Annotated in this window: 27 protein-coding genes, 15 tRNA genes and 1 rRNA gene; 40 read left to right on the top strand and 3 right to left on the bottom strand. The window is 44.8% G+C overall.

Going from position 1 to position 26822, the window contains the following annotated elements; genetic code table 11:
* The 26 genes from ACZMB2_RS11840 to ACZMB2_RS11965 all read left to right on the top strand — a co-directional run.
* Positions 1 to 181 (top strand): 23S ribosomal RNA (locus tag ACZMB2_RS11840); the annotation flags it as partial.
* A 75-nt stretch (positions 182 to 256) separates the two neighbouring features.
* Positions 257 to 328: transfer RNA gene (locus ACZMB2_RS11845), tRNA-Asn, on the top strand.
* 34 nt (positions 329 to 362) lie between these two features.
* Positions 363 to 434, top strand: a tRNA-Glu gene (locus tag ACZMB2_RS11850).
* A 25-nt stretch (positions 435 to 459) separates the two neighbouring features.
* Positions 460 to 532: transfer RNA gene (locus ACZMB2_RS11855), tRNA-Thr, on the top strand.
* A 4-nt stretch (positions 533 to 536) separates the two neighbouring features.
* Positions 537 to 610: transfer RNA gene (locus ACZMB2_RS11860), tRNA-Ile, on the top strand.
* A 42-nt stretch (positions 611 to 652) separates the two neighbouring features.
* Positions 653 to 726, top strand: a tRNA-Asp gene (locus ACZMB2_RS11865).
* Between the two features lie 30 nt (positions 727 to 756).
* Positions 757 to 829: transfer RNA gene (locus ACZMB2_RS11870), tRNA-Val, on the top strand.
* Positions 830 to 851: 22 nt separating this feature from the next.
* A tRNA-Leu gene (locus tag ACZMB2_RS11875) sits at positions 852 to 937 on the top strand.
* Positions 938 to 985: 48 nt separating this feature from the next.
* Positions 986 to 1059 (top strand) — tRNA-Arg (locus ACZMB2_RS11880).
* A gap of 66 nt (positions 1060 to 1125) precedes the next feature.
* Entirely contained in the window at positions 1126 to 1557 is a 432-nt protein-coding gene (locus ACZMB2_RS11885; protein ID WP_487596900.1) for a DUF1700 domain-containing protein, read from the top strand.
* 133 nt (positions 1558 to 1690) lie between these two features.
* Positions 1691 to 1885, top strand: a complete 195-nt coding sequence (locus tag ACZMB2_RS11890; protein ID WP_487596901.1) for a hypothetical protein — start codon at positions 1691 to 1693, stop codon at positions 1883 to 1885.
* A 4-nt stretch (positions 1886 to 1889) separates the two neighbouring features.
* Positions 1890 to 2195, top strand: coding sequence for a rhodanese-like domain-containing protein (locus ACZMB2_RS11895; protein WP_487596902.1), 306 nt, complete (start codon positions 1890 to 1892; stop codon positions 2193 to 2195).
* 68 nt (positions 2196 to 2263) lie between these two features.
* Positions 2264 to 3427: a THUMP domain-containing class I SAM-dependent RNA methyltransferase gene (locus ACZMB2_RS11900; RefSeq protein WP_487596903.1), complete on the top strand. Its 1164-nt coding sequence runs from the start codon at positions 2264 to 2266 to the stop codon at positions 3425 to 3427.
* Positions 3424 to 4038, top strand: a complete 615-nt coding sequence (locus tag ACZMB2_RS11905) for an XTP/dITP diphosphatase (RefSeq protein WP_487596904.1) — start codon at positions 3424 to 3426, stop codon at positions 4036 to 4038. Before ACZMB2_RS11900 ends, ACZMB2_RS11905 begins: the two co-directional genes overlap by 4 nt.
* Positions 4035 to 4517: a metallophosphoesterase gene (locus ACZMB2_RS11910; RefSeq protein WP_487596905.1), complete on the top strand. Its 483-nt coding sequence runs from the start codon at positions 4035 to 4037 to the stop codon at positions 4515 to 4517. The genes ACZMB2_RS11905 and ACZMB2_RS11910 overlap by 4 nt, the downstream gene beginning before the upstream one ends.
* Positions 4518 to 4629: 112 nt before the next feature.
* A tRNA-Pro gene (locus ACZMB2_RS11915) sits at positions 4630 to 4704 on the top strand.
* A 25-nt stretch (positions 4705 to 4729) separates the two neighbouring features.
* A tRNA-Gly gene (locus ACZMB2_RS11920) sits at positions 4730 to 4800 on the top strand.
* A gap of 24 nt (positions 4801 to 4824) precedes the next feature.
* Positions 4825 to 4898, top strand: a tRNA-Arg gene (locus tag ACZMB2_RS11925).
* Positions 4899 to 4931: 33 nt separating this feature from the next.
* Positions 4932 to 5005 (top strand) — tRNA-His (locus ACZMB2_RS11930).
* A 15-nt stretch (positions 5006 to 5020) separates the two neighbouring features.
* Positions 5021 to 5094: transfer RNA gene (locus ACZMB2_RS11935), tRNA-Gln, on the top strand.
* 28 nt (positions 5095 to 5122) lie between these two features.
* A tRNA-Lys gene (locus ACZMB2_RS11940) sits at positions 5123 to 5195 on the top strand.
* A gap of 511 nt (positions 5196 to 5706) precedes the next feature.
* On the top strand, positions 5707 to 6378 hold the full coding sequence (locus ACZMB2_RS11945; RefSeq protein ID WP_487596906.1) for a response regulator transcription factor: 672 nt from the start codon (positions 5707 to 5709) through the stop codon (positions 6376 to 6378).
* Positions 6375 to 7733 carry a sensor histidine kinase gene (locus ACZMB2_RS11950; protein WP_487596907.1) on the top strand — a complete coding sequence of 453 codons (1359 nt, stop codon included), beginning with the start codon at positions 6375 to 6377 and terminating at the stop codon, positions 7731 to 7733. Before ACZMB2_RS11945 ends, ACZMB2_RS11950 begins: the two co-directional genes overlap by 4 nt.
* Positions 7734 to 8183 (top strand): acyl-CoA thioesterase, encoded by a 450-nt coding sequence (locus tag ACZMB2_RS11955; RefSeq protein ID WP_487596908.1) that lies wholly within the window; start codon positions 7734 to 7736, stop codon positions 8181 to 8183.
* Entirely contained in the window at positions 8183 to 8797 is a 615-nt protein-coding gene (locus tag ACZMB2_RS11960) for a heparan-alpha-glucosaminide N-acetyltransferase domain-containing protein (protein ID WP_487596909.1), read from the top strand. The genes ACZMB2_RS11955 and ACZMB2_RS11960 overlap by 1 nt, the downstream gene beginning before the upstream one ends.
* A gap of 178 nt (positions 8798 to 8975) precedes the next feature.
* A tRNA-Leu gene (locus tag ACZMB2_RS11965) sits at positions 8976 to 9057 on the top strand.
* A 61-nt stretch (positions 9058 to 9118) separates the two neighbouring features.
* Here the strand turns inward: ACZMB2_RS11965 and ACZMB2_RS11970 are convergent.
* Positions 9119 to 9748, bottom strand: a complete 630-nt coding sequence (locus ACZMB2_RS11970; RefSeq protein ID WP_487596910.1) for a cytidylate kinase-like family protein — start codon at positions 9746 to 9748, stop codon at positions 9119 to 9121.
* A gap of 202 nt (positions 9749 to 9950) precedes the next feature.
* Here ACZMB2_RS11970 and htpG point away from each other — a divergent pair, with 202 nt between their 5' ends.
* A complete protein-coding gene (gene htpG / locus ACZMB2_RS11975) occupies positions 9951 to 12020 on the top strand; it encodes a molecular chaperone HtpG (RefSeq protein ID WP_487596922.1) in 2070 nt (689 codons plus the stop codon).
* A 5-nt stretch (positions 12021 to 12025) separates the two neighbouring features.
* Here the strand turns inward: htpG and ACZMB2_RS11980 are convergent, their stop codons facing one another.
* Entirely contained in the window at positions 12026 to 12523 is a 498-nt protein-coding gene (locus ACZMB2_RS11980; RefSeq protein ID WP_487596911.1) for a DUF5721 family protein, read from the bottom strand.
* Between the two features lie 96 nt (positions 12524 to 12619).
* On the opposite strand from ACZMB2_RS11980, the gene ACZMB2_RS11985 reads away from it, so the two are divergent.
* From ACZMB2_RS11985 to ACZMB2_RS12000, 4 genes are all read left to right on the top strand, one after another.
* A complete protein-coding gene (locus tag ACZMB2_RS11985) occupies positions 12620 to 13909 on the top strand; it encodes a M18 family aminopeptidase (RefSeq protein WP_487596912.1) in 1290 nt (429 codons plus the stop codon).
* A gap of 135 nt (positions 13910 to 14044) precedes the next feature.
* Positions 14045 to 14881: a DegV family protein gene (locus ACZMB2_RS11990; RefSeq protein WP_487596913.1), complete on the top strand. Its 837-nt coding sequence runs from the start codon at positions 14045 to 14047 to the stop codon at positions 14879 to 14881.
* 101 nt (positions 14882 to 14982) lie between these two features.
* Positions 14983 to 15282, top strand: a complete 300-nt coding sequence (locus ACZMB2_RS11995) for an HPr family phosphocarrier protein (protein WP_487596914.1) — start codon at positions 14983 to 14985, stop codon at positions 15280 to 15282.
* Between the two features lie 142 nt (positions 15283 to 15424).
* The gene (locus ACZMB2_RS12000; protein WP_487596915.1) at positions 15425 to 16171 is read left to right on the top strand and encodes a hypothetical protein; all 747 of its coding nucleotides are present in this window, start codon (positions 15425 to 15427) and stop codon (positions 16169 to 16171) included.
* 6 nt (positions 16172 to 16177) lie between these two features.
* Here the strand turns inward: ACZMB2_RS12000 and ACZMB2_RS12005 are convergent, their stop codons facing one another.
* Positions 16178 to 16480, bottom strand: coding sequence for an ArsR/SmtB family transcription factor (locus ACZMB2_RS12005; protein ID WP_487596916.1), 303 nt, complete (start codon positions 16478 to 16480; stop codon positions 16178 to 16180).
* 255 nt (positions 16481 to 16735) lie between these two features.
* Between ACZMB2_RS12005 and ACZMB2_RS12010 the strand changes: the two genes are divergently transcribed.
* The 9 genes from ACZMB2_RS12010 to ACZMB2_RS12050 all read left to right on the top strand — a co-directional run bounded on the left by ACZMB2_RS12010 (position 16736) and on the right by ACZMB2_RS12050 (position 26702).
* Positions 16736 to 18517: a hypothetical protein gene (locus ACZMB2_RS12010; protein ID WP_487596917.1), complete on the top strand. Its 1782-nt coding sequence runs from the start codon at positions 16736 to 16738 to the stop codon at positions 18515 to 18517.
* 14 nt (positions 18518 to 18531) lie between these two features.
* Positions 18532 to 19239 (top strand): ABC transporter ATP-binding protein, encoded by a 708-nt coding sequence (locus ACZMB2_RS12015; RefSeq protein WP_487596918.1) that lies wholly within the window; start codon positions 18532 to 18534, stop codon positions 19237 to 19239.
* Positions 19233 to 20525, top strand: a complete 1293-nt coding sequence (locus ACZMB2_RS12020; protein WP_487596919.1) for an ABC transporter permease — start codon at positions 19233 to 19235, stop codon at positions 20523 to 20525. Before ACZMB2_RS12015 ends, ACZMB2_RS12020 begins: the two co-directional genes overlap by 7 nt.
* A gap of 77 nt (positions 20526 to 20602) precedes the next feature.
* Positions 20603 to 21796, top strand: a complete 1194-nt coding sequence (locus tag ACZMB2_RS12025; RefSeq protein ID WP_487596920.1) for a C40 family peptidase — start codon at positions 20603 to 20605, stop codon at positions 21794 to 21796.
* 106 nt (positions 21797 to 21902) lie between these two features.
* Positions 21903 to 23099 (top strand): ABC transporter substrate-binding protein, encoded by a 1197-nt coding sequence (locus ACZMB2_RS12030; protein WP_487596923.1) that lies wholly within the window; start codon positions 21903 to 21905, stop codon positions 23097 to 23099.
* A 132-nt stretch (positions 23100 to 23231) separates the two neighbouring features.
* The gene (locus ACZMB2_RS12035; protein WP_118770374.1) at positions 23232 to 24113 is read left to right on the top strand and encodes a branched-chain amino acid ABC transporter permease; all 882 of its coding nucleotides are present in this window, start codon (positions 23232 to 23234) and stop codon (positions 24111 to 24113) included.
* Positions 24114 to 24128: 15 nt separating this feature from the next.
* Complete coding sequence (locus ACZMB2_RS12040; protein ID WP_487596921.1) at positions 24129 to 25193, top strand: branched-chain amino acid ABC transporter permease; 1065 nt, start codon at positions 24129 to 24131, stop codon at positions 25191 to 25193.
* A 26-nt stretch (positions 25194 to 25219) separates the two neighbouring features.
* Positions 25220 to 25978: an ABC transporter ATP-binding protein gene (locus ACZMB2_RS12045; protein WP_487596924.1), complete on the top strand. Its 759-nt coding sequence runs from the start codon at positions 25220 to 25222 to the stop codon at positions 25976 to 25978.
* Positions 25979 to 25991: 13 nt separating this feature from the next.
* Positions 25992 to 26702, top strand: coding sequence for an ABC transporter ATP-binding protein (locus tag ACZMB2_RS12050; protein WP_118770372.1), 711 nt, complete (start codon positions 25992 to 25994; stop codon positions 26700 to 26702).
* Positions 26703 to 26822 lie beyond the last annotated feature (120 nt).

The raw sequence follows: 26822 nt of genomic DNA on the forward strand, positions 1-26822 counted from the left end.
GTAGCCAAGTCGGGAAGGGATAAACGCTGAAGGCATCTAAGCGTGAAGCCCCCCTCAAGATGAGATATCCCATAGCACAAGCTAGTAAGACCCCTTGAAGATGACGAGGTAGATAGGGCAGAGGTGGAAGCGCAGTAATGCGTGAAGCTGACTGTTACTAATAGGTCGAGGGCTTAACCAAGAGGTTTAAGGTAAAGGTTTTGGAAAGAAAAAAGTATTGACTGTATGCAGTTTTGAAGGTACAATATCTTCATATTCCTCGATAGCTCAATGGTAGAGCACACGGCTGTTAACCGTGGTGTTGTAGGTTCGAGCCCTACTCGGGGAGTTGGTTTAAAAAACCATTGCATAATTTTATATTCGGCTCCATGGTCAAGCGGTTAAGACACCGCCCTTTCACGGCGGTAACAGGGGTTCAAATCCCCTTGGAGTCATTGCCTATAATAAGGGCTGAAATATGCCGATGTGGCTCAATTGGCAGAGCAGCTGATTTGTAATCAGCAGGTTATCGGTTCGAGTCCGATCATCGGCTTCTTGGACCCATAGCTCAGTTGGTTAGAGCTTCCGGCTCATAACCGGATGGTCCCGGGTTCGAGTCCCTGTGGGTCCACTTATAATGAACCTGTAAGAACTTGAAGAGCATATTTTATATGGCCTGGTGGCTCAGCTGGTTAGAGCGCCGCCCTGTCACGGCGGAGGTCGTGGGTTCGAACCCCATCCGGGTCGTTGAAGTGATTGCTTCGCTTAATTAAATATGGGATCTTAGCTCAGCTGGGAGAGCATCTGCCTTACAAGCAGAGGGTCATAGGTTCGAGCCCTATAGGTCCCATTTTACAGAGTAATCTGTAGATGCCGGCGTGGCGGAACTGGCAGACGCACAGGACTTAAAATCCTGCGGGACTTACCTCCCGTACCGGTTCGATCCCGGTCGCCGGCATTTGCGTGAGTTTCCATCATGCAGATATCTACTTATTCAATTATATATGTGCGCGTAGCTCAGCTGGATAGAGCGTCTGACTACGGATCAGAAGGCCGGGAGTTCGAATCTTCTCGCGCACGTTTAAGACCATTTGGAATTGACCAGATGGTCTTTTTTCTGTATAATCGGTCTATATAAAGGAGACGATGATGAATAAAGAAGCATTTATTGATACGTTGAGAAGAGCGTTGTATGGAAAAGTCAGTGATTATGAGTTGACAGACCATGTGCGTTACTATGAAGATTATATTCGCCAGGAGATGAATAGAGGAAGATCTGAGCAGGAGGTACTGGAAGAACTGGGAGATCCAAGACTGATTGCCAGAACGATTCTGGAAACTTCTGGTATGAAGGCTCCAGAGGTGGAGTATACCATTGATGAGGAACCGGCAGATCATGAAGAGGGAGGCGTGAAAGTGCATACATTCAGTGGATGGAAGGCAACGCTGATGATGGCACTTATTGCGGCGGCTGTTATTGCAATGATAGTGTTAGTGCTCGGACTTGCCATTTATCTGTTGCCGGTGATCATTGCTGTTATGCTGATTTCCTGGCTGATCAGAAAAATTTTGCGATAATATGGCGGTATGCATAATTTTTGCGTGGAAGGATCATACTACTCCTGTAAACATTCAATACAGGAGGCAATGATCATGAGCAATAACAATATGAATCGATCAGGCAACACAACCAGTTCAGAGAATGGCAGCTATGACAGCAGTGATTCTAAAAACAGAACTACCAATTCCAGGAACTCTTCCAAAAATAAGAGCAACAATTCTTCCAAAAACAAAGCAGATGATTGCAATTATTAGGAAGAGCAAAAGAAGGGGATACAGCGAAAGCTGTGTCCCTTTTTGGTGTTTGTATGCATATTCTATTATAAGAGAAGAAAAGGAATCATAAATGGATGGAAACGATTTCAGCAAAGGAAATAGACCGTTATGTATTTGACAAAAGATACCTTCTGGTGGATGTAAGACAGCCTGCAGAATATCGGCTGCAGCATATTCGCGGTGCAGTGTGTATTCCTTATGAGAGGCTCTCAGAGAGGATCAGAGGACTTGGAAATACTATTCCCGTTCTTTATTGCGACAGAGGCGGATTGAGTATGCAGGCAGCGCGTGAGCTGGAGGAACAGGGATATCAGGTAATTTCTGTGGTAGGCGGTATACAGGCTTATCGCGGAAAACAGTTGGAGGGTAATTTTCACTGAGAAAAGATTGACAGGCAGAGACCATGCAGATAAGATAGAAAAGAAGTACGGAACAGAAAGGATGAAACATGAACAGAATTGAACTGGTGGCACCCTGTCATTTTGGACTGGAGGCTGTCCTGAAAAAAGAGATCCAGGATCTTGGTTATGAGATTGTACAGGTAGAAGATGCGAAAGTTACATTTGCGGGAGATGAAAATGCCATCTGCAGAGCAAATATCTTTTTGCGCACGGCAGAACGTGTCCTGTTGAAAGTTGGAAAATTTAAAGCAGTCACTTTTGATCAGCTTTTTGAAGAAATAAAAGCGCTGCCTTGGGAAAACTATATCCCGGCAGACGGTAAATTTTGGGTGGCAAAGGCTTCCTCTGTGAAGAGTAAGCTTTTCAGTCCATCCGATATTCAGTCTATCGTGAAAAAAGCCATAGTGGAACGATTAAAAAAAATCTATTCGATGGAATGGTTTCCGGAAACTGGAGCAGAATATCCCATCAGAATCTCCTTCATGAAAGATGAGGCACTGATATGTCTGGATACTTCCGGATTGTCCCTTCATAAGCGAGGTTACCGTACAATGGTCAGTAAGGCACCCATCAAGGAAACGCTGGCTGCAGCATTAATCATGTTGACCCCATGGAAGAAGGACCGGATTTTGGTAGACCCGTTCTGTGGCAGTGGTACGTTTCCGATTGAGGCGGCTATGATTGCGGCTAATATTGCACCGGGGATGAACCGTTCCTTCCTGGCAGAAAAATGGACAAACTTCCTGCCACGGAAAAACTGGTATGAATCCGTAGACGAGGCCATGGATTTGATGAATGATCAGATCGAGACCGATATTCAGGGATATGACTTGGATGGAGATATTATTCGTGCTGCCAGACAGAATGCAGAGGCCGCGGGTGTGGATCACCTGATTCATTTTCAGCAGCGCCCGGTCAGCGAACTGTCCCATCCGAAGAAATATGGTTTTATTATCAGTAATCCGCCCTATGGGGAACGTCTGGAAGAGAAAGAAGCATTACCGGCTCTCTATAGCCAGATCGGAGAACGGTTTCATGCGCTGGACAGCTGGTCCATGTATCTGATTACCAGTTATGAAGATACGGAGAAGTACATTGGAAGAAAAGCGGACAAAAACCGAAAGATCTATAATGGAATGCTGAAGACATATTATTATCAGTTCCTTGGCCCCAAACCGCCCAAAGGAAATCATCAGGAGAGAAAAGAATGAAGATAGAGAAGATCATTTTTGCCACAGGAAACGAAGGAAAGATGAGAGAAGTGCGAATGATTCTCGGTGACCTGGGAATTCAGGTTATTTCCATGAAAGAAGCAGGTGTAACGGCAGAAGCCGATGAGAATGGAACAACCTTTGAAGAGAATGCAATTATTAAAGCAAAAGAGATCATGGAAAAGACTGGAGAAATTGTTCTTGCGGATGATTCCGGACTGGAAGTAGATGCCCTTGGCGGTGAGCCGGGGATTTATTCTGCCCGCTATATGGGATATGATACTTCCTATCATATTAAAAATAACAGCTTGATTGAGCGACTGGAAGGAAAAACAGGGGAAGAGAGGAGTGCCCGTTTTGTTTGCGCGATCGCGGCATGCTTTCCGGATGGCCGTGTGCTGACCACCAGAGGAACTATGGAAGGACAGATCGGTTACGAAGAGAAGGGCGAGAATGGATTTGGTTATGACCCGATATTCTATCTGCCGGAATATCAGTGCTATTCTGCAGAACTTCCATTGGAAGAGAAGAACAAATTAAGCCACCGTGGGAAAGCTCTGCGACTTATGAAAGAAGCGCTTCAGAGAGAACAGGAAGATGCAAAGGCATGAAAATACTGATTGTGAGTGACACCCATGGACGGGAATATACGTTGGAAAAAGCCTTGAAGAAAACGGGGCCAATCGATCAGCTCATACATTTAGGAGATGTGGAGGGCGGTGAAGAAAGAATCCGGATGCTGGCGGGAAATGCACCTGCAGCGATCATTGCCGGAAATAATGATTTTTTCTGTGACCTTCCGGATGAAAGAATGTTTACGCTGGAAGGATATCGAATCTGGATGACCCATGGTCATCGTTATTTTGTCCATTCTGGTATTTTGTATCTGGAGCGGGAAGCGCGAAAAAAAGGTGCAGATATTGTCATGTATGGTCATACGCATAAGCCGATGATTCAGCAGGAAGAGAAACTTCTGGTGCTGAATCCAGGCAGCCTTTCTTTGCCGAGACAGGAAGGGCATCGCCCGACTTATATCTTGCTGGAACTGGAAAAGGGAAAGCTTGCTAAATGTGAAATCTGTAGTTTGTAGATGGCTGAAAAAGTACACTGTAAACTTTTTAAAAAAAATGTAAAAAACCTGTTGACATTAGTGGGGCACATGTGTATAATACAACATGTGTCCAAACGACGGGCATAGGAAACGGGGTGTGGCTCAGCTTGGCTAGAGCGCCTGGTTTGGGACCAGGAGGCCGCAGGTTCGAATCCTGTCACCCCGATTTGAATATGATTCATAAACACCGTGCGGGTGTAGTTCAATGGTAGAACACTAGCCTTCCAAGCTAGATACGTGGGTTCGATTCCCATCACCCGCTTTGGATAGCAACTATCCACAAAATGTGTCCGTAGCTCAGCTGGATAGAGCAACGGCCTTCTAAGCCGTGGGTCGGGGGTTCGAATCCCTTCGGGCACATTTGAAGCTTTGCTTCATGAAAAAGTTGATATGGTGGGTATAGCGCAGTTGGTTAGCGCGCCAGATTGTGGCTCTGGAGGCCTAGGGTTCGAATCCCTATATCCACCCTGAATCAAAGATAATGGGCTATCGCCAAGCGGCTAAGGCACAGGACTTTGACTCCTGCATTTCGCTGGTTCGAATCCAGCTAGCCCAGTTGGCTAGAAGAAATGCTACATAAGAATGGGATATTAGCTCAGTTGGTAGAGCACTTGACTTTTAATCAAGTTGTCCGGGGTTCGAATCCCCGATGTCTCACTAATCAGACACTGGTTATCCAGTGTCTTTTTTGTTTTTGTCAGGATAACGAAAAATGTCGGATCAGGAGAACTGTCTATTGACAGATGAAGAAGATATTTGGATCTTTTGTTTGGAAAAAAGTCTAAAAAAGTCAAAAATTTATGTGTTTTGTCAATGTACATATGCCCGTGTGGGACGTATAATAGTTGCAACAAGTGAGAACGAAACACAAAGCGGTTTCCTTTCTTACCTGTTCAATTGAATATTTATGGATGGTACCGTACCCCCCCTAATCCCCCTTAATGAATAAACCCTCCCTTTTTTGATTATTCTTTAAAAGCGGTGTCATCATAAATGTACGAAAAGTTGTTTCAGAAAGACCAGAGGTCCCCCGCCTCTGGTCTTTCTGCGTCTGCCTCAAATTTTACATAAATTTTACATACATGTCTTTCGGACTTTACAATCCCCTCATAATATGTTAATAGATAAACTAGGTTTATAAGGTAGATGAAAGGCAGAGGTTCGTTGTATGGCATTGATTTATATTGTGGAGGATGACCAGAACATCCGGGAGATTGAAAGTTTTGCTTTGAAAAACAGTGGTTATACGATAATGGATTTTGAATGTGCGAAAGATTTTTACCATCAGCTGGCAGAAAAAGTTCCGGATTGTATTTTGCTGGACATCATGCTTCCGGATGAAGATGGTCTGGAGATACTGAAAAAGATAAGATCGATTCCGGATACCAGAAAGGTTCCGATTATGATGATTACGGCCAAGACCGCAGAGCTTGACAAGGTCAAAGGACTGGATCTGGGAGCAGATGATTATATTACCAAGCCCTTTGGAATTATGGAGTTGATTTCCCGTGTAAAGGCACTTCTGCGCCGCAGCATGAATATGGAAGATGAGAAGTTCCTTTCTGCAGGAGATATTTTTCTGGACGGTGAGAAGCATATGGTATATGTGAAGGATGAGCCGATAGATCTCACATTTAAAGAATATGAGCTTCTGAAGCTGCTTATTCAGAATCAGGGAATTGTTATGTCCAGAGATGTAATCATGGAGCGAATCTGGGGAATTGATTTTGAAGGAGAGTCAAGAACTCTGGATGTACATATCAAGACATTGCGCCAGAAGCTGAAAAATGCAGGTACACTGATTAAAACCGTGAGAAATGTGGGGTATATGATCGAGTGAAAAAGAAGATACGCCGGGAATTTATATTAGTTGCTCTCTTTACGATTACACTTACTACCCTGTTGGTAACAGCGGTCTTCTATGAATTCTTTAAAAAAGAAGTGATGGATGAGCTGGATATCGATATACAGGTGCTGCAGGAAACAGGAGTTTTCGAAACGGAAGACATAGAAACTGGTCTGCGGGAAATGCCTCTGGATGATTTGAGAATTTCATTAATTGCCCAGGATGGTTCTGTCCTTTATGATAATGATGCGAATGTAGGAAATCTTGGTAATCACGGAGACCGCCCGGAAGTATCGCAGGCCTTACAGAGTGGAAAAGGACAGTCCGTCAGACGTTCAGATACCATGGATGAGAGTGCCTTTTATTATGCAGTCCGGCAGGAGGATGGAACAATTCTTCGTGTAGCCAGAGAGACTTCCAGTATCTGGAGAATGTTTAAAGATGCCTTTCCGATTGTGTGTGTGATGGCATTGGCTATTTTTGGCATGTGTTATGTGCTGGCGACCCGTGCAACAAAAACCTTGATGAAACCGATTGACTATCTGGGCTGCCATCTGGATGAATGTGGCGAGATAGAGACCTACGAAGAACTGGTGCCCTTTGTGCAGACCATTAAGAAACAGCATGATGATATTATGAAAAATGCTCAGATGCGGCAGGATTTTACAGCAAATGTTTCTCATGAGTTGAAAACACCCCTGACATCTATCTCGGGTTATGCAGAACTGATTGAGCACCATATGGCTTCTGCTCAGGATGTGCCGCGTTTTGCGGGGGAGATTCACAGAAGTGCCAATCGGCTTCTGAGCATGATTAATGATATTATCCGGCTGTCAGAGTTGGATGTGATGGAGACAGAGGATATGGTATTTGAGAGGGTGCCGCTTTATGTTCTGGCAGAAAGCTGTGTGGACATGCTGCAGTTAAAGGCGGAAAAACATAATGTAACGCTGGAATTGAAAGGTACGCCCTGTTATGTGGCCGGAAATCGGGAGATGGTGGAGGAGATTCTCTATAACTTATGTGATAATGCCATTCGTTATAATAATCCTGGTGGAAGTGTGACTGTGACTGCGGAACCAAAAGGGGAAAAGGTAATGCTTCAGGTGTCAGATACAGGAATCGGCATCTCCAAAGAGCATCAGCAGAGAGTTTTTGAACGCTTTTACAGGGTGGACAAGAGCCGTTCCAAAGCAACCGGAGGAACCGGGCTTGGACTTGCCATCGTAAAACATATGGTAGCGCAGCATCATGCGAATCTTACATTAGAGAGTGAAAAAGGAAAAGGAACGACCATCACGATTCTGTTTGAAAAAGCAGATGAGTCTGCTATAATGGAACACAAGTAGATGCAGAACGAATGTGAGGAAAAGATTATGAACTATATCCATCAGGCACAGTATTACGAAACAGACCAGATGGGCATCATCCATCACTCCAATTATATCCGATGGATGGAGGAAGCTAGGATTGCCTATATGGATGAACTGGGATTTCCGTATAAAAAGGTAGAGGAAGCTGGCATTATCAGCCCGGTTTTAAGTGTGCAGTGCGATTACAAAGCCATGACATATTTTGGTGACCGGGTGTGTATTGATGTAAAATTATCGTCTTTCCGCGGAGTAAAATATGAGATTTCCTATGAAATGAGGGATGAGAGGACCGGTGAACTGCGGGCATCTGCTACATCTGCTCATTGCTATCTTGGCAAAAATGGAAGACCATCTAACATTAAGAAAGAGCTTCCGGAACTGTATGCAAAAATGATGGAAGAATTGCAGAAGGTGGAAAAGAAATAGTGAAAGAACGATATGTCCTTCTGGACAGTATCAGGGGGATCACTCTGCTCAGTATGATTTTGTATCATGGCATGTTTGATCTGGTAGAGATTTATGGACTGCATATTCCATGGTTTGGGGACAGACCGGGATATGTCTGGCAGCAGAGTATCTGTTGGATTTTTATTCTGCTGTCCGGCTTTTGTTGGAATCTTGGAAAAAGGCATCTGAAACGGGGGCTTGTGATTTCAGCGTGGGGTCTTCTGATCACGGGGATGACGTATGCGTTTATGCCGTCGGAAAAGATTCTGTTTGGAATCCTGACTTTTACCGGAACGGCTATGCTGCTTCTGATCCCGCTGTCAAAAGTGTTGGAACGGATTCCGGCATGGGCGGGATTCGCAGGAAGCTTCCTGCTTTTTGGACTGACAAGAAATGTGAACAGAGGAGTCTTTGGCTTTGAATTACTTCATTTTGGAAGGGTGCCGAAAGTCCTGTATCGGGGACTCTTTATGACGTTTCTTGGTTTCCCGGATCCTGGATTTTTTTCCGGAGATTACTTTCCTTTGTTTCCATGGATTTTTCTTTATCTGACCGGATATTTCCTGTATGGAATGTTTATGAAGTTTCCGTAAGTGAAGAAGGCTCTGAGGATACATTTGCCGGCTCCTTTTCTGGAGACAGCAGGCAGACATAGTCTGCTTTTGTATCTTTTGCACCAGCCATTGCTTATGCTGGTATTTACGGCGGCAGATGTGTTGAAAATTCTGTAATTGACTTTTTGGAGTGCAGATGATAACATATGGGACATGAGCGGAACTGATGGAATTGGCAGACATGCAAGATTTAGGTTCTTGTGCCGTGAGGCGTGTGGGTTCAAGTCCCACGTTCCGCACTGAAAATTAAGCAAAGAAAAGGAGAATCCCAATTTCGGATTCTCCTTTTTGCAATCATGATTATTCCATCAACCCTTTTTGTTTCAGGTACAGTTTGATCTGTTCAGCAGCTTCCTCGATGGTCATGTCACCGGTATTCAGGCACAGATCATAATTGGATGCGGCATCCCAGGTTTTCCCGGTATAGTAGTTGTAATATTTATGACGCTGTTTATCTGTCTCACGGATCCGCTCCTCGGCCACCTCTTTTTCCAGAGAAAATGTCCACATCATTCGATGAATTTTACTCTCCATATCACCACATACAAAAATATTCACCACATTATCGTAATCCTTCAGTACATAATCGGCACAGCGTCCAATGATGATGCAGGATTCATTTTCTGCCAGTTCTTTGATCAATTCAGATTGAAAACGGAAGAGGTTATCCGGAGAGACGATATCTTTTCCGAGAGATGGTTTCTGACTGGCCGGTTTCAATTCTTTAATCAGTTTGTACAGCAGGTTGTTTCCGGGGCGCTCATCATTTACATGAAAAAATTCTTCCAGAACGCCACTTTTGTCAGAGACCATGCGGAACATGTCTTTGTCATAGTAAGGAATGTCAAGTTCCTTGGACAGAAGTTTTGCAATATTGGTTGCCCCTGCACCGCATTCACGATTTAAAGTAATGATAAATTTTTTTGACATGGATATCACTCCTTCTGGTTGTGCAAATAATCTAGTTTTTTCTTTATTATATCATAGAATATGTGCAGAAACAACAAATGAAATGGGAAAATGAATTATTAGCACTCGATTTAAATGAGTGCTAAAAAGTTCTTGACTTTTAAGAAAGAGGGGATTATATTACATAGTGATGAAATTATTTGAAAGAAAGGCAGTGTATATTATGAGCGAAAAACATGGATCACTTTCCATTAACAGCGACAATATTTTCCCGATTATTAAAAAATGGTTGTATTCTGACCACGATATTTTCTTCCGTGAACTGATTTCCAACGGATGCGATGCCATCACCAAGCTGAAGAAGCTGGATATGATGGGTGAGTATACACTTCCGGAGAAATATAAACCGCAGGTACAGGTTCTGGTGAACCCGGATGAGAAGACTTTGAAGTTCATCGATAACGGACTTGGTATGACGGCAGATGAAGTGGAAGAGTATATCAACCAGATTGCATTTTCCGGCGCAACGGATTTTCTGGCACAGTATAAGGACAAGACAAATGAGGATCAGATCATCGGTCATTTTGGACTGGGATTCTATTCCGCATTCATGGTAGCAGATGAGGTGCATATTGATACTCTTTCCTATAAAGAGGGAGCAGAGCCGGTACACTGGGAGTGTGATGGCGGTACGGAGTTCTCCATGGTAACCGGCGAGAAGAAGACCGTTGGTACCGAGATTACCCTGTTCCTGAATGAGGAGAGCCTGGAGTTTGCCAATGAGTACCGTGCCCGTGAGGTGATTAGTAAATACTGTTCCTTTATGCCGGTCAACATTTATCTTGCAAAAGAGAATGGGGAGCAGGAATATGAGACGATCGATGAGAGTGAGCTGACTGAGGATGATGTAGTTGTAGAGCATATCCATGAGGAGGCCAAGACAGAAGAAGTAGAGAAAGAGGACGGTACCAAGGAAACGAAAGAAGTTTCTCCGGCCAAAGAACTGGTGAAGATTAACAAACGTCCGGTTTCCTTAAGTGACCCGCAGCCGTTGTGGACGAAACATCCCAATGAGTGTACCGAAGAAGAATATAAAGAGTTCTATCGTAAGGTATTCAATGACTATAAGGAGCCGCTGTTCTGGATTCATCTGAACATGGACTACCCGTTCAACCTGAAGGGAATTCTGTACTTCCCGAAGATCAATATGGAGTATGAGTCCATTGAGGGAACCATCAAACTGTATAACAATCAGGTATTTATCGCTGATAATATCAAAGAAGTCATTCCGGAATTCCTGATGCTCTTAAAAGGTGTCATCGACTGTCCGGATCTGCCGCTGAATGTATCCAGAAGTGCGCTGCAGAACGACGGTTTTGTAAAGAAGATTTCTGATTACATTACCAAGAAAGTAGCGGATAAGTTAAGCGGTATGTGTAAGACAGACCGTGAGAATTATGAGAAATACTGGGACGATATCAGTCCGTTTATCAAATTTGGCTGCATCAAGGACGAAAAATTCTGTGAGCGTATGATGGAGTATGTACTGTTCAAGGATCTGGATGGTAAATATACGACCATGAACGAGTATCTGGAAGCAGAGAAGCCGGCCGACGGTGATGCTGACAAGGTGGAAGAAAAGACCGAAGAGAAGACGGAAGAAAAGGCTGACGGTGAGGAGAAGGAAGCTCTGAAGACCACCATTTACTATGTAACGGATGAGATCCAGCAGAGCCAGTACATCAACATGTTCCGTGAGCAGAAGATGAATGCAGTCATCCTGAAAGACAACATTGATAATCCGTTTATCAGCCATCTGGAAGCAAAGAATGAGAAAGTCAAATTCCAGCGTATCGATGCAGATGTGACCGATTCCATGAAGGAAGAGGTATCTGAGGAAGAGCTGAAAGGGGAAACCGATGCATTGACTGCACTGTTCCGTAAAGCACTGAACAATGACAAACTGGAAGTCAAAGTGGAAAAACTGAAAAATGAAAAGGTTTCTTCTATGATTACGCTTTCAGAGGAGAATCGCAGAATGCAGGAAATGATGAAGATGTATAATATGTACGGAATGGATCCGTCCATGTTCGGTACAACGACTACCCTGGTTCTGAATGCCAACAATGCTCTGGTGAAATATCTGTTCCAGAATCCGGAGGGTGAGCACAGCAATATGATCTGTGAGCAGCTCTACGATCTGGCCATGATCAGCCATCAGCCTCTGAATCCGGAAGCCATGACCAGATTTGTGAACCGCAGCAATGAGATTATGATGCTTCTGACAAAATAAAAATCTTACATCTGCTGGAAAGGAATTTCCTGCTGATGAAAATATTTCCGGACCATGTCATCCCAGGCATGGTCCAGTTTTTTGTCCAGAGTAAAGACAGCAAGAGACGTACCGGTGGTACAGGTAAGGGTATGCCCGTCATAACGAAGATTCATGAGCAGACCGCGGATCTGCTCAGGCGGAAGATCAATCCCTGTCTGGGCAAGCAGACGGATTACATTGGAAGGGGCCAACTGAAAGGTGAAATGAAACGCGAGGGGCGTCTTCTTACCTTTGATGAGTTCAAAGCAGAAAGGACGTACTTCACTCCAGAGAGAAAGAGAGCGGTCTCCTATCTGGTCCTGTTCCTCGGCAGAATAGTATGCTTTTTGAAAGGTACCGTCTATTTCAAATGTATTAAAAGTAGTAATGCTGCCTTCCAAAAGAAGGAAACGGTCAAAGGTTTCACTGAGCAGCAGTTTTTTCATAAAGACCCGGATATCGGCAATCTGAAGTGCAATCATGCAAGTTCCTCCATGAATATGATAGGTTTATTATAGAAGAAACAGGCAGGATTTGCTATACTGAATTTGAAAATTACTTCAAGGAGAAAACATAGAATGAAAAAGAGAGATTGTGCAGAAGAATTATGTAGTCTGATCAGGGAGGGAACTTCTCCATTCCATGCAGTATCGGTGGCAGAAAGACGATTGAGGGAGCAGAGATTTGAGTCTTTGTCCCTGAAACGGTCATGGCAGTTGGAAAAGGGTGGACGTTATTATGTGTCTGTGGGGGAATCCACCTTGTTTGCATTTACTGTTGGGGACAGCTGGAATGGGCAGGAAGGGTTCCGAATTGCAGCGGCCCATACAGATTTTCCAGGGCTTCGTGTGAAGCAGCATGCAGAAATGATTCGTGGAAACTATGGACAGCTGAATGTGGAAGTCTATGGAGGTGCTATCTTGAATACGTGGCTGGATCGTCCCTTGTCAGTATCCGGAAGAGTAGCATTAAAGAGTGATGATGTGTTCCGGCCGCAGACCAGACTGGTGGATTTGAAAAAACCCTATTTTATTATTCCCAATCTGGCCATCCATCTGAATCGGGAAGTGAACAAGGGAACGGAATTAAACCGGCAGAAGGAATTACTTCCTATCGCAGTGGTGGGAAAGGAAGGGCTGACAGATCACTTTTTCCGAAAACTTCTGGCAGAGAAGCTGCAAGTGGAACCGGATGAGATTCTGGATTATGAGATGGGCCTCTATAATGCAGACCAGCCTCAGTATGTAGGAATTGGAGAGGATCTTTTGAGCGCACCGCGTATTGACAATCTATCCGGAGTGCAGGCTGTTCTGACGGGAATTACAGAAGGCAGCAGGGATGGCATTAATGTAGCAGCATTTTTTGATCACGAGGAAATTGGCAGTAGAACAAAGCAGGGTGCAGGTTCCACATTGCTCACCATGGTGCTGGAGAAATTGTTTCAGGGTCTTGGTATGGACCGACTGGAATATTTGCAGCAGATGACGGAGAGCATGCTGCTGTCCGTGGATGTGGGACATGCCTATCATCCGAACTATGTGGACAAGATGGATCCCACCAATCAGAGTCCTTTGAATACCGGATTCTGTATCAAAGAGGCTAGCTCTCAGTCTTATGCAACAGACTGCCGTGCGATAGCCATTGTGGAGCAGATTTGCCGCCAGGAGGAAATTTCATACACGAAATTTTTCAACCGTTCTGACGGAACCGGTGGAAGCACGTTAGGATCCATTGCATCCAGTTTTCTTCCGATTCCGACCGTAGATGTGGGAGTGCCTTTACTTGCCATGCATTCTTCCCGGGAGCTTATGGGGGTGAAGGATATCAGGGCGCTGGCCGATATGATTCGTGCCTACTATACTTTGTAAATTCAGGGATATTACTTGCATATGTCTATAGGTTGTGGTAATATTATGTGGTATTAAAAACTACATAAAAACAAGACGGATATTTTTATCATGCCGTTTTTAAATCGATAGATAGAATAAAAGGTGGTATTAGATATGGGTTATCGAATTGTAGTAGATAGTTGTGGAGAATTTACGGAGGAGATGCAGCAGGATCCTCATTTTACGCATGCAGCACTCCATTTGGAAATAGACGGGGAACAGTTCATAGATGATGAGACATTTGACAGAGTGGATTTTCTCAAAAAAGCGAAGGCAAGTCCGAATTGTCCAAAGTCCAGCTGTCCATCTCCGGAAGTATATCGGGCAGCATTTGATTGCGGGGAAGAACATCTCTATGCGGTGACCCTTTCAGCGGAGTTGAGCGGTTCTTATAATAGTGCAGTATTGGGACAAAACCTTTATCTGGAAGAGCATCCGGATGCGAAGATTCATGTGTTTAATTCCTGCTCCGCATCTGTAGGAGAGACCTTGGTGGCAAAGAAAATTCAGGAATGTGAAGAAGCCGGAATGGAGTTTGAAGAAACGATCAGAACGGTGGAAGCATTTATTGATGAGATGTGTACTTATTTTGTGCTGGAGGATTTGGAACATTTAAGAAAGAACGGACGTCTCAGCACGGTGAAAGCGTTTGTGGCATCTGCGCTGAATATTAAGCCAGTGATGGAAGGCGTAAAGGGTGTGATCCAACAGGCAGGTCAGGCAAGAGGAATGCAAAAAGCACTCCGTCTGATGGTGGAACTTCTGAAGAATCATGCGAAGAATCCGGAAGAAAAAGTGGCTGGTCTCGTACACTGCAATAATGCAGAGCGTGCAGAAGCAGTAAAAGCAGAGATCCTGAAGACCATGAAGGTAAAAGATGTGGTGATTCTGGAAAGCTCCGGTGTCAGTACCCTGTATGCGGACCAGGGCGGTATCATATTAGTTCTGTAAGGAAATATGAATAATATGTTAAAATTCAAAGAGAAGCGGAGCAAACGCTTCTCTTTTATGCTATAATAAACAGCAAGATGAGATAAAAAAAACGGAGGTAAATGACAGTGATCAGTGAGAAAGTAATCATTAAAAATGAGAACGGAATTCATTTGCATCCGGCAGGGATGCTGGTAGGCGAGGCAAATAAATTCCGTTGTCATGTGATGATGTATTATGGAGAACGGAAAATGAATTGTAAGAGTCTGATGAGTCTTCTGGCATTTCCGGTATGTCCGGGAGAAGAAGTAACCATTGAGTGTGAAGGTGAAGATGAAGAAGAGGCCTGCAGACATATTGTGAATTTTCTTAATAATATGAAGGATCAAAAATGCCACATCAATCTGATGTGCCTTTTTTGATTGACAAGTTTCTGAAACTTCTGTATTGTATAAATGTCTTAAAAAATAATTTCAATGATTGCAAGTCTGCATTACGATTTCCCAACTTTGATACAGCTAGAGGTATATATGACGTTGTTAAGTATGAGGGAGGAATACTCACATGATTGATAAAGAGGATCCGTGGATCCTACAGGAAATTTTTCAATTGTCCGACCATGCATTGGTTCGGCTGTTGAATCGGCTTTTTGATACCCATTATACGGAAAAGAACCAGATATGGAAGGAATGGCAGAATGAAGACCGCTTGACAGTAACTTTGCGGGTGGATGGGGTGAATCGTTACGAATTTCGATTAAGAAGGCTGGATGGCTGTTTGCAGATTTGTGCACAGGATAAAGGGTATGTGTATTATTATGAAAATATGACCGCAGGAAATGTGCTCCAGATTAAGGAACCACAGATTTTCTATTTTGGAAAAAATCGCCAGGAAAAATATAGTACGACATTGGAATTTCCGGGACATGAGCGGGTGATACTGCCTTTTCGGGTGATTACGCTGGCGGATTATTCTGCAAAGCAGCTGGAGGAGCAAGGACTGATTCTTTTTCTCCCATTTTTATTTTATTGTTTTGAAAATCTGAAGGGAAGCGAAGAGGAAAAAGAGAAGGCCTGGAAAAATTTTATTGTAAGGGATATTGCGGATGCATTGAAATTAAGTTTTCATAAGGGGAGTCTGACGGCATATGATGTGCAGCGTATGAAACAATTGTGTCGCCATATGGCGTGGCAGGTCATGAGCAGGGAGCCATGGATGCAGGAACTGGAAAGTCAGAAACTGGTGCTGGATTCCCTGGAAGCAGATTTGAAATTTTTAAAAAGGCTGGATTCCACATATAAAAAGGAGTAGGTTCACCTACTCCTCGATGTGTTCCAGTCCCTGATTCAAAATGGTAACTACGTGATCATCGGCCAGAGAATAGCAGATGGTCTTTCCGTCCCGGCGGTATTTCACCAGACGATGCTGCTTCAGGATGCGAAGCTGATGGGAAATAGAACTTGGGGTCATGGACAGCTCTGCAGCAATGTCATTGACGCACAGTTCCTGCTGCCGCAGTACATACAGGATTTTGATACGGGTGGAATCTCCGAATACTTTGTAAAACTCAGAGAGATCGTAAATCTCTTCCTCTGCGGGAATCATAATAGTATTTGACATGGCGTGTCCTTTCTGAAAGAAGGAAAGTGAATCAGAGATGGCTGCCCGATCCGTTTCCTTTTTTATAGTATAGCAGAACATCTGAATAAAATCAATGAATGTTCATATATTCATAGATAAATAGAAAGTAAGTTCACGAATTAAACACAGATTAAACACAAGTTAATCAAGTTTTTAACACAAATTTCCAGTATGATAATTTCGAGAGTAAATGTGGCTTTGATATGGAAAGAGAGCCCGGTGAGGAGGAAATTTGTGAACGTACCAAAATTACCGAATGCGGTGCAAAAATTAGGAAACAAGAAAAAGGTGCTGATTCCGGCAGTCATTGTACTGGTTCTGGCTGGAGGATTTGGTGTACATGGGTTGAACCGGCATAAGGCGAGAAAGGCCATGGCGGAACAGATGAGCCAGGTGGAAACGACGACTGTGACAAAGCAGAATCTGGTGGATTCTATCAGCGTGACCGGAACCGTTAACAGCGCTGATGCAAGAGATGTGTCTGCTATCGCTTCCAATGTGGAAGTGGAAACTGTTAATTATAAAGTCGGTGATTACGTCAATGAAGGGGATGTAGTGGCCGTTCTGGACAGCTCCGAGCTGGAGCGGAAGCTGAAAGAGGCACAGAACAGTCAGGCCCTCAGTGAGTATAATGAGAACAAGTCTATTGAGACAGCTTCTGAGAGTTATACCCAGGCTGTGGAGGATGGTACGGATGATTATAACAAAGCGGTAAAAAATGAATCACAGGCAAAAGAAGATCTGCAGGATGCGGAGGATGATGCAAGCAGTGCAGCCAGTACTCTGAAGAAACGGGAGAAAAGTCTGAGTGCAGCAAAAGAGGCGTTGAATGCATTGACAGATCCGACAGAAAGCTACACTGCGGCAGCAAACGCACTGGAGAGTGCGAAGAGTACACTGGCAGATGCACAGGCTGCACTGGCAAAACTGGAGGAGACGGATCCAGGTTATGCAGATGCGAAAGCAGTTGTGGATACCGCACAGCAGGAAGCAGATGCCGCTCAGGCAACCTATGATTCGGTATCAGCAGAAAAAGCCACTTATGATGCCGCTGTGCAGGCAGTAAATGAAGCTCAGGCATCTTATACAGAAGCGCATCAGGCTTACACCGCGGCAGCCGACGCAGAAGAAAAAGCGTCCGATGCTTACGAAACTGCATCAGACAATCTGACCGATGCGTCTAAGAATAATGACCGCAATATTTCCAATGCGGCGGATTCCCTGGAAAAGGCGCAGAAACAGAAAGAATATTCCAATGACAGCAGTGCTCAGACGATTGAGGACTATCAGGAACAGATCACAGCCTGCACGGTAACGGCACCGATCTCCGGAGTCATTACGGCTATGGAAGTAGAGGAAGGGGATACCTATCTGGGAGAAGGAAAGACTCTGTTCAGTATTGCCAACAGTCAGAATTTTATTGTATCTGCCAGTGTGGATGAGTATGATGTAAGCAGTATCAGCAAAGATATGACAGCGGCAGTTATCGTGGAAGCACTTGGGGACGATGAACTTCCGGCAAAAGTGTCTTATATTGCACCGACGGCAACGACATCCACATCCGGAAACAGTGCAGGAAGCGCCAGCTATGATCTGGAAATTGCATTGGATGATGAAAATGCAGATCTGCGTATTGGTATGACAGCCAAGGCAAGTATTGTAAAAGAAGCGGTATATGATGTCCTTACTGTGCCCTATGACTGTGTGACAACAGACGAAGATGGAAATTCTTCTGTTACGATTGATAAAGATGGAGAAAAGGTTCAGGTACCGGTAACTGTCGGTATGCAGAGTGATTATTATGTAGAAATCTCAGGAGATGATATCGAAGAAGGCACTGTGGTATACTACAGTACACCTATGGTAAATAATCCGTCTTCGGGTGACAGCTCCTCTGACAGTTCTCAGGACGGCGTTATTTTTGATATGGGTGGAGGCAGCATGGGCGGCGGCCCTGGCGGCGGTGGTAATCCCGGCGGCGGTAGAGCGTCTGGCGGCGGCCCTGGTGGATTTTAGACCGGGAGGCAGCTATGGAAGAACAACACAGTATGATTGAATTGCAGGGAATTATTAAAAGATTCTATATCGGGCAGCCCAATGAGCTGGAAATTCTGCATGGAATTGATCTGAAAGTAAACAGAGGTGAATTTGTCTCTATTGTAGGTTCTTCTGGTTCAGGAAAAACGACCATGATGAATATTATCGGTATTCTGGACCGGCCTACGGAAGGGGAATATATACTGGACGGAGTGGATGTGGCCCATGCAAAGGACCGGGATCTGTCCATGATCCGGAATAAAAAGATCGGATTCGTTTTTCAGACTTACAATCTAATCAGCCGGACCAGTGCCCTGAAAAATGTAGAACTGCCCATGCTCTATGCGGGAATCGGCAAAAAGGAGCGTACAGAACGGGCAAAGGAACTTTTAAATGTGGTAGGAATGGGAGAACGGATGTCGCACACACCGGATGAATTGTCAGGAGGACAAAAGCAGCGTGTAGCGATTGCAAGAGCTATGGCCAATAATCCGTCCATCATTCTGGCTGATGAGCCCACCGGTGCATTGGATTCCAAGACTGGCCGGATGATCATGGATATCTTCCACCGGCTCAATGAAGAACAGGGAAAAACCATTGTGCTTATCACCCACTCTCAGGAGCTGGCGGAGGAGACTCAAAGAATCGTGACATTGAAAGATGGTATAATTATCGGTGAAAGGAGAGGAAGCGGATGTTAATAGGTGAAAATATACTGTTGGCATTGAACGGTCTTCGTGCCAACAAAATGCGTTCTCTTCTGACCATGTTGGGTATTATCATCGGCATCGCATCGGTCATTGCCATCATGACACTGGGAGATTCCATCAGCAGTTCCGTTACGGACTCTATGGCATCCATGGGTGCCAACAACATTACCGTGGGTGTATCTCAGAAAAGTACGTCACAGGAGACGACATCCAGTGGAATGACCTTTTCCATGGGCCCCAGATTCACGAAGATGACCGAGGATGATTATATCTCAGATGAGATGCTGGATAGTCTGGAAGAACGATATGGAGATTCTATCCAGGGATTTTCCCTTACGGAATCTGTGGGCAGTGGAACTGCACAGCTTGGCAGTCTGTATGCTTATGTAAATGCAACGGGAGTGAATGAGGCAAATCTGGAGAATACAGATCTGACACTTCTGGCAGGAAGAACGCTGACAGAGCGTGATCAGATAGAAGCGAAAAAAGTATGTCTGGTATCCGATTATCTGGTTAACAACCTTTTTAATGGAAATAATATGGCTGCAGTAGGACAGAAGATGGATGTACTGTTCAATAGCAGGTATTATACCTATACCATTGTCGGTGTCTATAAATACGAAGAATCTGATATGGGATTTTCCAGCAGTTCGGAGGAAGACACGGAGACAACTCTCTATCTGCCTTTGCAGACAGCAAAAAATCAGACCCATAATACCAATGGCTACAGCCAGTTTACCATTCTGACGGCATCAGGCGTGAGCGCCACCAGTTTTTGCGAGACGGTGGAAAATTACATGAATGAGCGTTACTATCAGGATAATGAAAGTTTTGAGATCAGTGCCATGAGCATGGAATCTATCGTGGAGAGCATGACTTCCATGTTGTCTACCATTTCGTTGGCCATTGCAGCCATCGGCGGCATTTCCCTTCTGGTAGGCGGTATCGGCGTTATGAATATTATGCTGGTATCTATCACAGAACGTACCAGAGAAATCGGCACCAGAAAAGCACTGGGAGCAACCAATGGCTCCATCCGTCTTCAGTTCATCACTGAATCTATTGTGATCTGTATCGTGGGCGGTATGCTTGGAATGATTCTCGGAATGATCATAGCGACAGTGGCCACCAATATGATGGGATATGCGGTCAGTCCGTCCGTTACGGGAATTGTGGTATCTGTAAGCTTCTCCATTTTGATCGGTGTTTTCTTCGGCTATTATCCAGCGAATAAAGCAGCCAAATTAAATCCGATCGAGGCACTCAGATACGAATAGGAAACTGTTTCCAGATCGGAGAAGGCGGTTGAAAAACGACAGGTGCTGTGCTATGCTGTATGAGGAGGATTTTACATATGAACCGTAAAAGATTATGCAGTATGGTGCTGGCACTGGCTATTGTGGTAACGGGAATTCCGGTCTCTGCCACCAGCATCAAGAATATACAGAGTGAGAAAGCAAAAAACGAAAGTGAACTGAAAAATATTCAGTCCAAGATCAGCGGTATTGAAAGCCAGAAGAGCGCATTGAGCAGCGAAGTCAGCAGTTTGAATGATGACCTGACAGATACGCTTTTGAATATTGAAGTGTTGGAAAGCGATCTGGCCGACAAAGAAGCGGAGATTGAGCAGGCTCAGAAGGATTATGAGGCAGCAAAAGCGACTGAGGAGCAGCAGTATGATTCTATGAAGAAACGAATCCAGTACCTGTATGAGACAGGACAGGAGAGTTACCTGGAGATGCTGCTCACATCTGACAGCGTGGCAGATTTGGTAAATAAGGTAGATTATGCAGAAGAGCTGCAGGAATATGACCGGAGGCTCCTGGATGAGTATAAAGCAGCCAAGCAGGCAGTGATTGATCTGCAGGCACAGCTGGAAGAAGAAAAACAGGAACTCCTGGAGATGGAAGAACAGCTGAAACAGGAAAAGGCAAATCTGGAGAGTGTCATTGCACAGAAAAGGAGTCAGATTGCCGATTTTGACAGCCAGTTAAGTGCAGCCAAAGCGAAGGTCAGTGAATATCAGAAGAAGATCAAGGAGCAGAATGCCCAGATCAAACAGCTTCAGAAAGAAGAAGAAGCAAAGCGAAAAGCGGCAGCAGCGCAGAGCAGCACTTCTTCTGCAGGAAGCAGCACGGCTTCTTCCGGCAGTACGTCGGGATATTCTTCTAAGAGTTCCGGTAAGACAGCAACGGTATCAGGAGGAGGCGGTGGTTCTTCCATCGCATCCACAGGACTCCGTTATGTCGGCAATCCTTATGTATATGGAGGAAACAGCCTGACCAACGGAACGGACTGTTCCGGTTTTGTTCATCTGATCTATGCGGCATGTGGTATTTCCACACCCCGTGATTCCAACTCCCTGGCAGGAGGCGGACGTGCAGTTAGCGAGTCGGAGATGCTCCCGGGGGATGTGGTTTGTTATTACGGTCATGTGGGTATTTATATCGGTAACGGACAGATTGTGCATGCAAGCACACCGAGCAGTGGTATTAAAGTAAGCAATATGTATTACCGTAGTATACGCTGTGTCAGAAGATACTGGTAATGAAAAAGTTGAAAAAATGAATTGACAAATCATAGTTGAAAGATTATCATGATAACCGATACAGAAATTCATGTATCGGTTATTTTTTCATTTTGAGGAGGAAACAATTATGAAAAAGTTAGTAAGTCTTGCTTTGGCAGCAGTTCTTGCACTTTCTGTTGTTGCCTGTGGCAGCAGTGATACTGCAGCATCCACAACAGAGTCCACTTCTGAAAGCTCTGATGCGGCTGCATCTGCAGACGGAGCCTTCAAGATCGGCGGAATCGGACCGATCACCGGTGGAGCAGCAATTTATGGCCAGGCTGTTATGAATGCAGCTCAGATGGCAACGGATGAGATTAACGCAGCAGGCGGAATCAACGGATATCAGGTAGAGTTCCGTTTTGAGGATGACGAGCATGATGCAGAGAAGTCTGTCAACGCTTATAATACTTTGAAAGACTGGGGTATGCAGATGCTTATGGGTACTGTAACCTCTACACCGTGTACTGCAGTTGTAGCAAAGACTGCAGAGGATAATATGTTCCAGCTGACCCCTTCAGGATCTGCTGTAGAGAGTATTGCACAGCCGAATGCTTTCCGTGTATGCTTCTCTGATCCGAACCAGGGTCTTGCATCTGCACAGTACATTGGAGAAAATCACCTGGCAACCAAAGTTGCTGTTATTTACAACAGTTCTGATGTATATTCCAGCGGTATTTATCAGAAGTTTGCTGAGGAAGCTCCGAATCAGGGTATTGAAGTAGTATCCGCTGAGGCATTTACTGAAGACAGCAAAACTGATTTCTCCGTACAGCTTCAGAAAGCAAAAGAAGCAGGCGCTGAGCTGGTATTCCTTCCGATCTATTATACCGAGGCTTCCATTATCCTGACTCAGGCAAACAGCATGGGTTATGCACCGATGTTCTTCGGATGCGATGGTCTCGACGGTATTCTTGGTGTTGAGAACTTTGATACTTCTCTTACAGAGGATGTTATGCTTCTGACTCCGTTCGTAGCTGATGCACAGGACGAGAAGACACAGGCATTTGTATCTGCTTACGAAGAGAAATTCGGTGAGACTCCGAACCAGTTCGCAGCAGATACATATGACGCAATGTACATCATCAAAACTGCAGCTGAGAAGGCTGGTGTGACTCCGGATATGAGTGCATCTGATATCTGCGAGGCAATGAAGACTGCTATGACAGAGATTACTTTCGATGGTCTGACCGGCGAAGGAATGACCTGGGATGCTGATGGTGAGCCTACCAAAGCTCCGAAGGCAATGAAGATCGTAGATGGTGCTTACACCGCTATGTAATTAGAACTACACGATAGTTCCGGCCAAGAGCCGATTGGAACAGAGACGTTCTGATAAAGGGCGTCTCTGTATTTTTTACAGTCAGGTTTATCCACTGTAAACACAATAACTATTAAGAGGAGTTGAATGAGTATGAGTTTTGTATCCTACATATTAAATGGCATCAGCCTTGGCAGTGTGTATGCGATCATTGCACTGGGATATACGATGGTATACGGTATTGCCAAGATGCTGAACTTCGCTCATGGTGATATCATCATGGTAGGAAGCTATGTGGCATTTATAGCCATTAACAGCATGGGGCTTCCGGTTCCGGTATCTATCCTGCTTTCCGTTGTAGTCTGCACGGTGCTTGGTATGGTAATTGAGAGGGTGGCATATAAACCACTTCGTCATGCCTCCAAACTGGCAGTACTGATTACAGCAATCGGTGCCAGCTACTTTCTCCAGAATGTAGCACTTCTTATTTTTGGTGCAAACACAAAATCTTTCACTTCCATCGTAGGAAATGGTTCTGTTCAACTGGCAGGAGGAGCACTTTCGGTTACTATGGTGACGATTGTTACGGTGATTGCCTGCGTCGTGATCATGATCGGCTTGATGGCATTTATGAAATATTCCAAAGCAGGTCATGCAATGCTGGCAGTATCTGAGGATGACGGCGCTGCACAGCTGATGGGTATCAATGTCAATGCGACGATTGCACTGACCTTTGCCATTGGTTCCGGACTGGCAGCCATTGCAGGCGTTCTGCTCTGTTCGGCCTATCCGTCTCTTACTCCCTATACTGGTTCCATGCCTGGTATCAAAGCATTCGTAGCAGCAGTATTTGGTGGTATCGGATCTATTCCGGGAGCATTTATCGGCGGCATTCTTCTGGGAGTCATTGAGATCCTTGGAAAAGCTTATATTTCTTCACAGCTGGCAGATGCCATCGTATTTGCTGTGCTGATTGTAGTGCTGGTAGTAAAGCCGACAGGACTTCTTGGAAAACAGATCCAGGAAAAGGTATAAAGGAGGCTGCGGAACATGAAGAATTTATCAAAGAATACAAAGAGCAGTCTGACAACCTATGGAATGGTTGTTGCAGCTTATATCATATGTGAACTTTTCCTTCGGACCGGTCATATGACCAGTCTTCTGAAAGGACTTTTAGTACCACTTTGCGTCTATGCAATTCTGGCCGTGTCCCTGAACCTGACGGTTGGTATCTTAGGAGAGTTAAGCCTTGGCCATGCGGGATTCATGTGTGTGGGCGCGTTTACCAGCGCGGTATTTTCCAAATGTGTCATGAATACGGTTACGGTTCCGACGGTGCGTTTCCTTCTGGCACTGCTGGTAGGAGTTGTCTGTGCAGGTATCTGTGGTGTACTGATTGGTATTCCGGTACTTCGCCTGAGAGGAGATTATCTGGCCATCGTAACCCTGGCATTTGGTGAAATCATTAAGAACCTGGTCAATGTTATTTATCTTGGAAAAGACAGTGCAGGATTCCACTTCTCCATGAAGGATATTATGTCCCTGAATATGGAAGCAGATGGTGACGTGATCATCAAGGGAGCGCAGGGAATTACCGGTGCGCCGACGGATTCCAACTTTACCATTGGTATTATTCTTCTGCTGATCACTCTGTTTGTAGTTATGAATCTGGTAAATTCCAGATCCGGACGCGCCATCATGGCCATTCGTGACAATCGTATCGCAGCAGAATCCATCGGTATCAATATTACAAAATACAAAATTCTTGCATTCAGTATTTCCGCAGCTCTGGCCGGAGCCGCAGGTGTGCTGTATGCCCATAATCTGTCTACTTTGACAGCTTTGCCGAAGAACTTCGGTTACAACATGTCCATCACCATCCTGGTATTCGTCGTACTGGGAGGTATCGGAAATATCCGCGGATCTGTGATCGCAGCCGTTGTTCTGACACTGCTTCCGGAACTCTTACGTTTCTTAAGTGACTACCGTATGCTGATCTATGCAGTTGTCCTGATTGTAACCATGATTCTGGTATGGAGTCCGGGCGGTATTGCATTCAGAGAGCGTCTGGAGAACATGAATCCGTTTCGTAAAAAAGAAAAGGAGGTACAGTAGTGTTGGCAGCATCTGAAAACACACCTATGCTGGAAGTCAAGAATCTGGGTATTTCCTTTGGAGGACTTCGTGCAGTAGATAACTTTAATATGACCATCGAAAAGGGACAACTTTATGGTTTGATCGGTCCGAACGGTGCCGGAAAAACAACTATTTTCAATATGTTAACCGGAGTTTACAAACCGACCGATGGAAAGATCTGTCTGGACGGTGAAGATATTACCGGAAAGAGTACGATGGAGATCAATAAGGAAGGAATTGCAAGAACCTTCCAGAACATTCGTCTGTTCTCTGACCTGACCGTGCTGGATAATGTAAAAGCAGGGCTGCATAATCAGAAAGAATATATTTATTCTACTCTGTCAGGAATTCTTCGTCTGCCGTCTTATCACAAAGCAGAGAAAGCCATGGACGAGCGTGCCATGGAACTTTTAAAAGTATTTGACCTGGAGAAAGAGTCAGATTATAAAGCATCCAATCTTCCTTACGGAAAACAGAGAAAGCTGGAAATTGCCAGGGCACTGGCTACGAATCCGAAGCTTCTTCTGCTGGATGAGCCGGCAGCAGGCATGAACCCTAATGAGACTCAGGAACTGATGAATACCATTCATTTCGTAAGAGATGAGTTCCATATGACGATTCTTCTGATCGAGCATGATATGAAACTGGTATCCGGTATTTGTGAGAAACTGACGGTACTGAACTTTGGTCAGGAGCTGGCCAGCGGAGATACCTCCACCGTTCTGAACGATCCGAAGGTTATCACGGCATATCTTGGTGAGTAGAGGAGGAACGACAATGGCAATGCTTGAGATTAAAGACCTGGAAGTATATTACGGAATGATCCAGGCAATCAAAGGAATCTCTTTTGAGGTAAATGAAGGAGAGGTTATCGCCCTGATCGGTGCCAACGGAGCAGGAAAGACGACCATTCTTCACACCATTTCCGGACTGATCGCTCCAAAGAAAGGAAGCATCACTTTTGAAGGACAGGAGATCACAAAGATCCCGGCTCACAAGATCGTAGAAAACGGACTGGCACAGGTACCAGAGGGCCGCCGTGTATTCCCATCCTTAAGTGTCCTGCAGAACCTGAAGCTGGGTGCCTATACAAGAAAAGATAAAAAAGAGATTGACGATACACTGAAGATGATCTATGAGCGTTTTCCGCGTCTGGAAGAACGTAAAAACCAGCCGGCAGGAACTCTCTCCGGAGGTGAGCAGCAGATGCTTGCCATGGGACGTGCCCTCATGTCCAAGCCACGGATCATCCTCATGGATGAGCCCTCCATGGGTCTCTCCCCGATCTTCGTAAACGAGATTTTCGACATTATCAAACAGGTCAGCGCCAGCGGAACCACCGTTCTTCTGGTAGAGCAGAACGCAAAGAAAGCTCTGTCCATCGCAGACAGAGGTTATGTTCTGGAGACCGGCAAGATTGTAAAAGAAGGAAAAGCTTCCGACCTTCTGAATGATGAGGCTGTGAAGAAAGCTTATCTGGGAGAATAAAACAGAGATACGAAAAGAGGGGGCTGTCGCACTAGCAAATATTTTTTGCTGGGCGGCAGCCCTGCTTTATGCCCCAATGGGGGCGAAATCGGTTGTGATTTGCTCCCATCCCTTATAAAC

The organism is Hominiventricola sp., assembly GCF_057604405.1.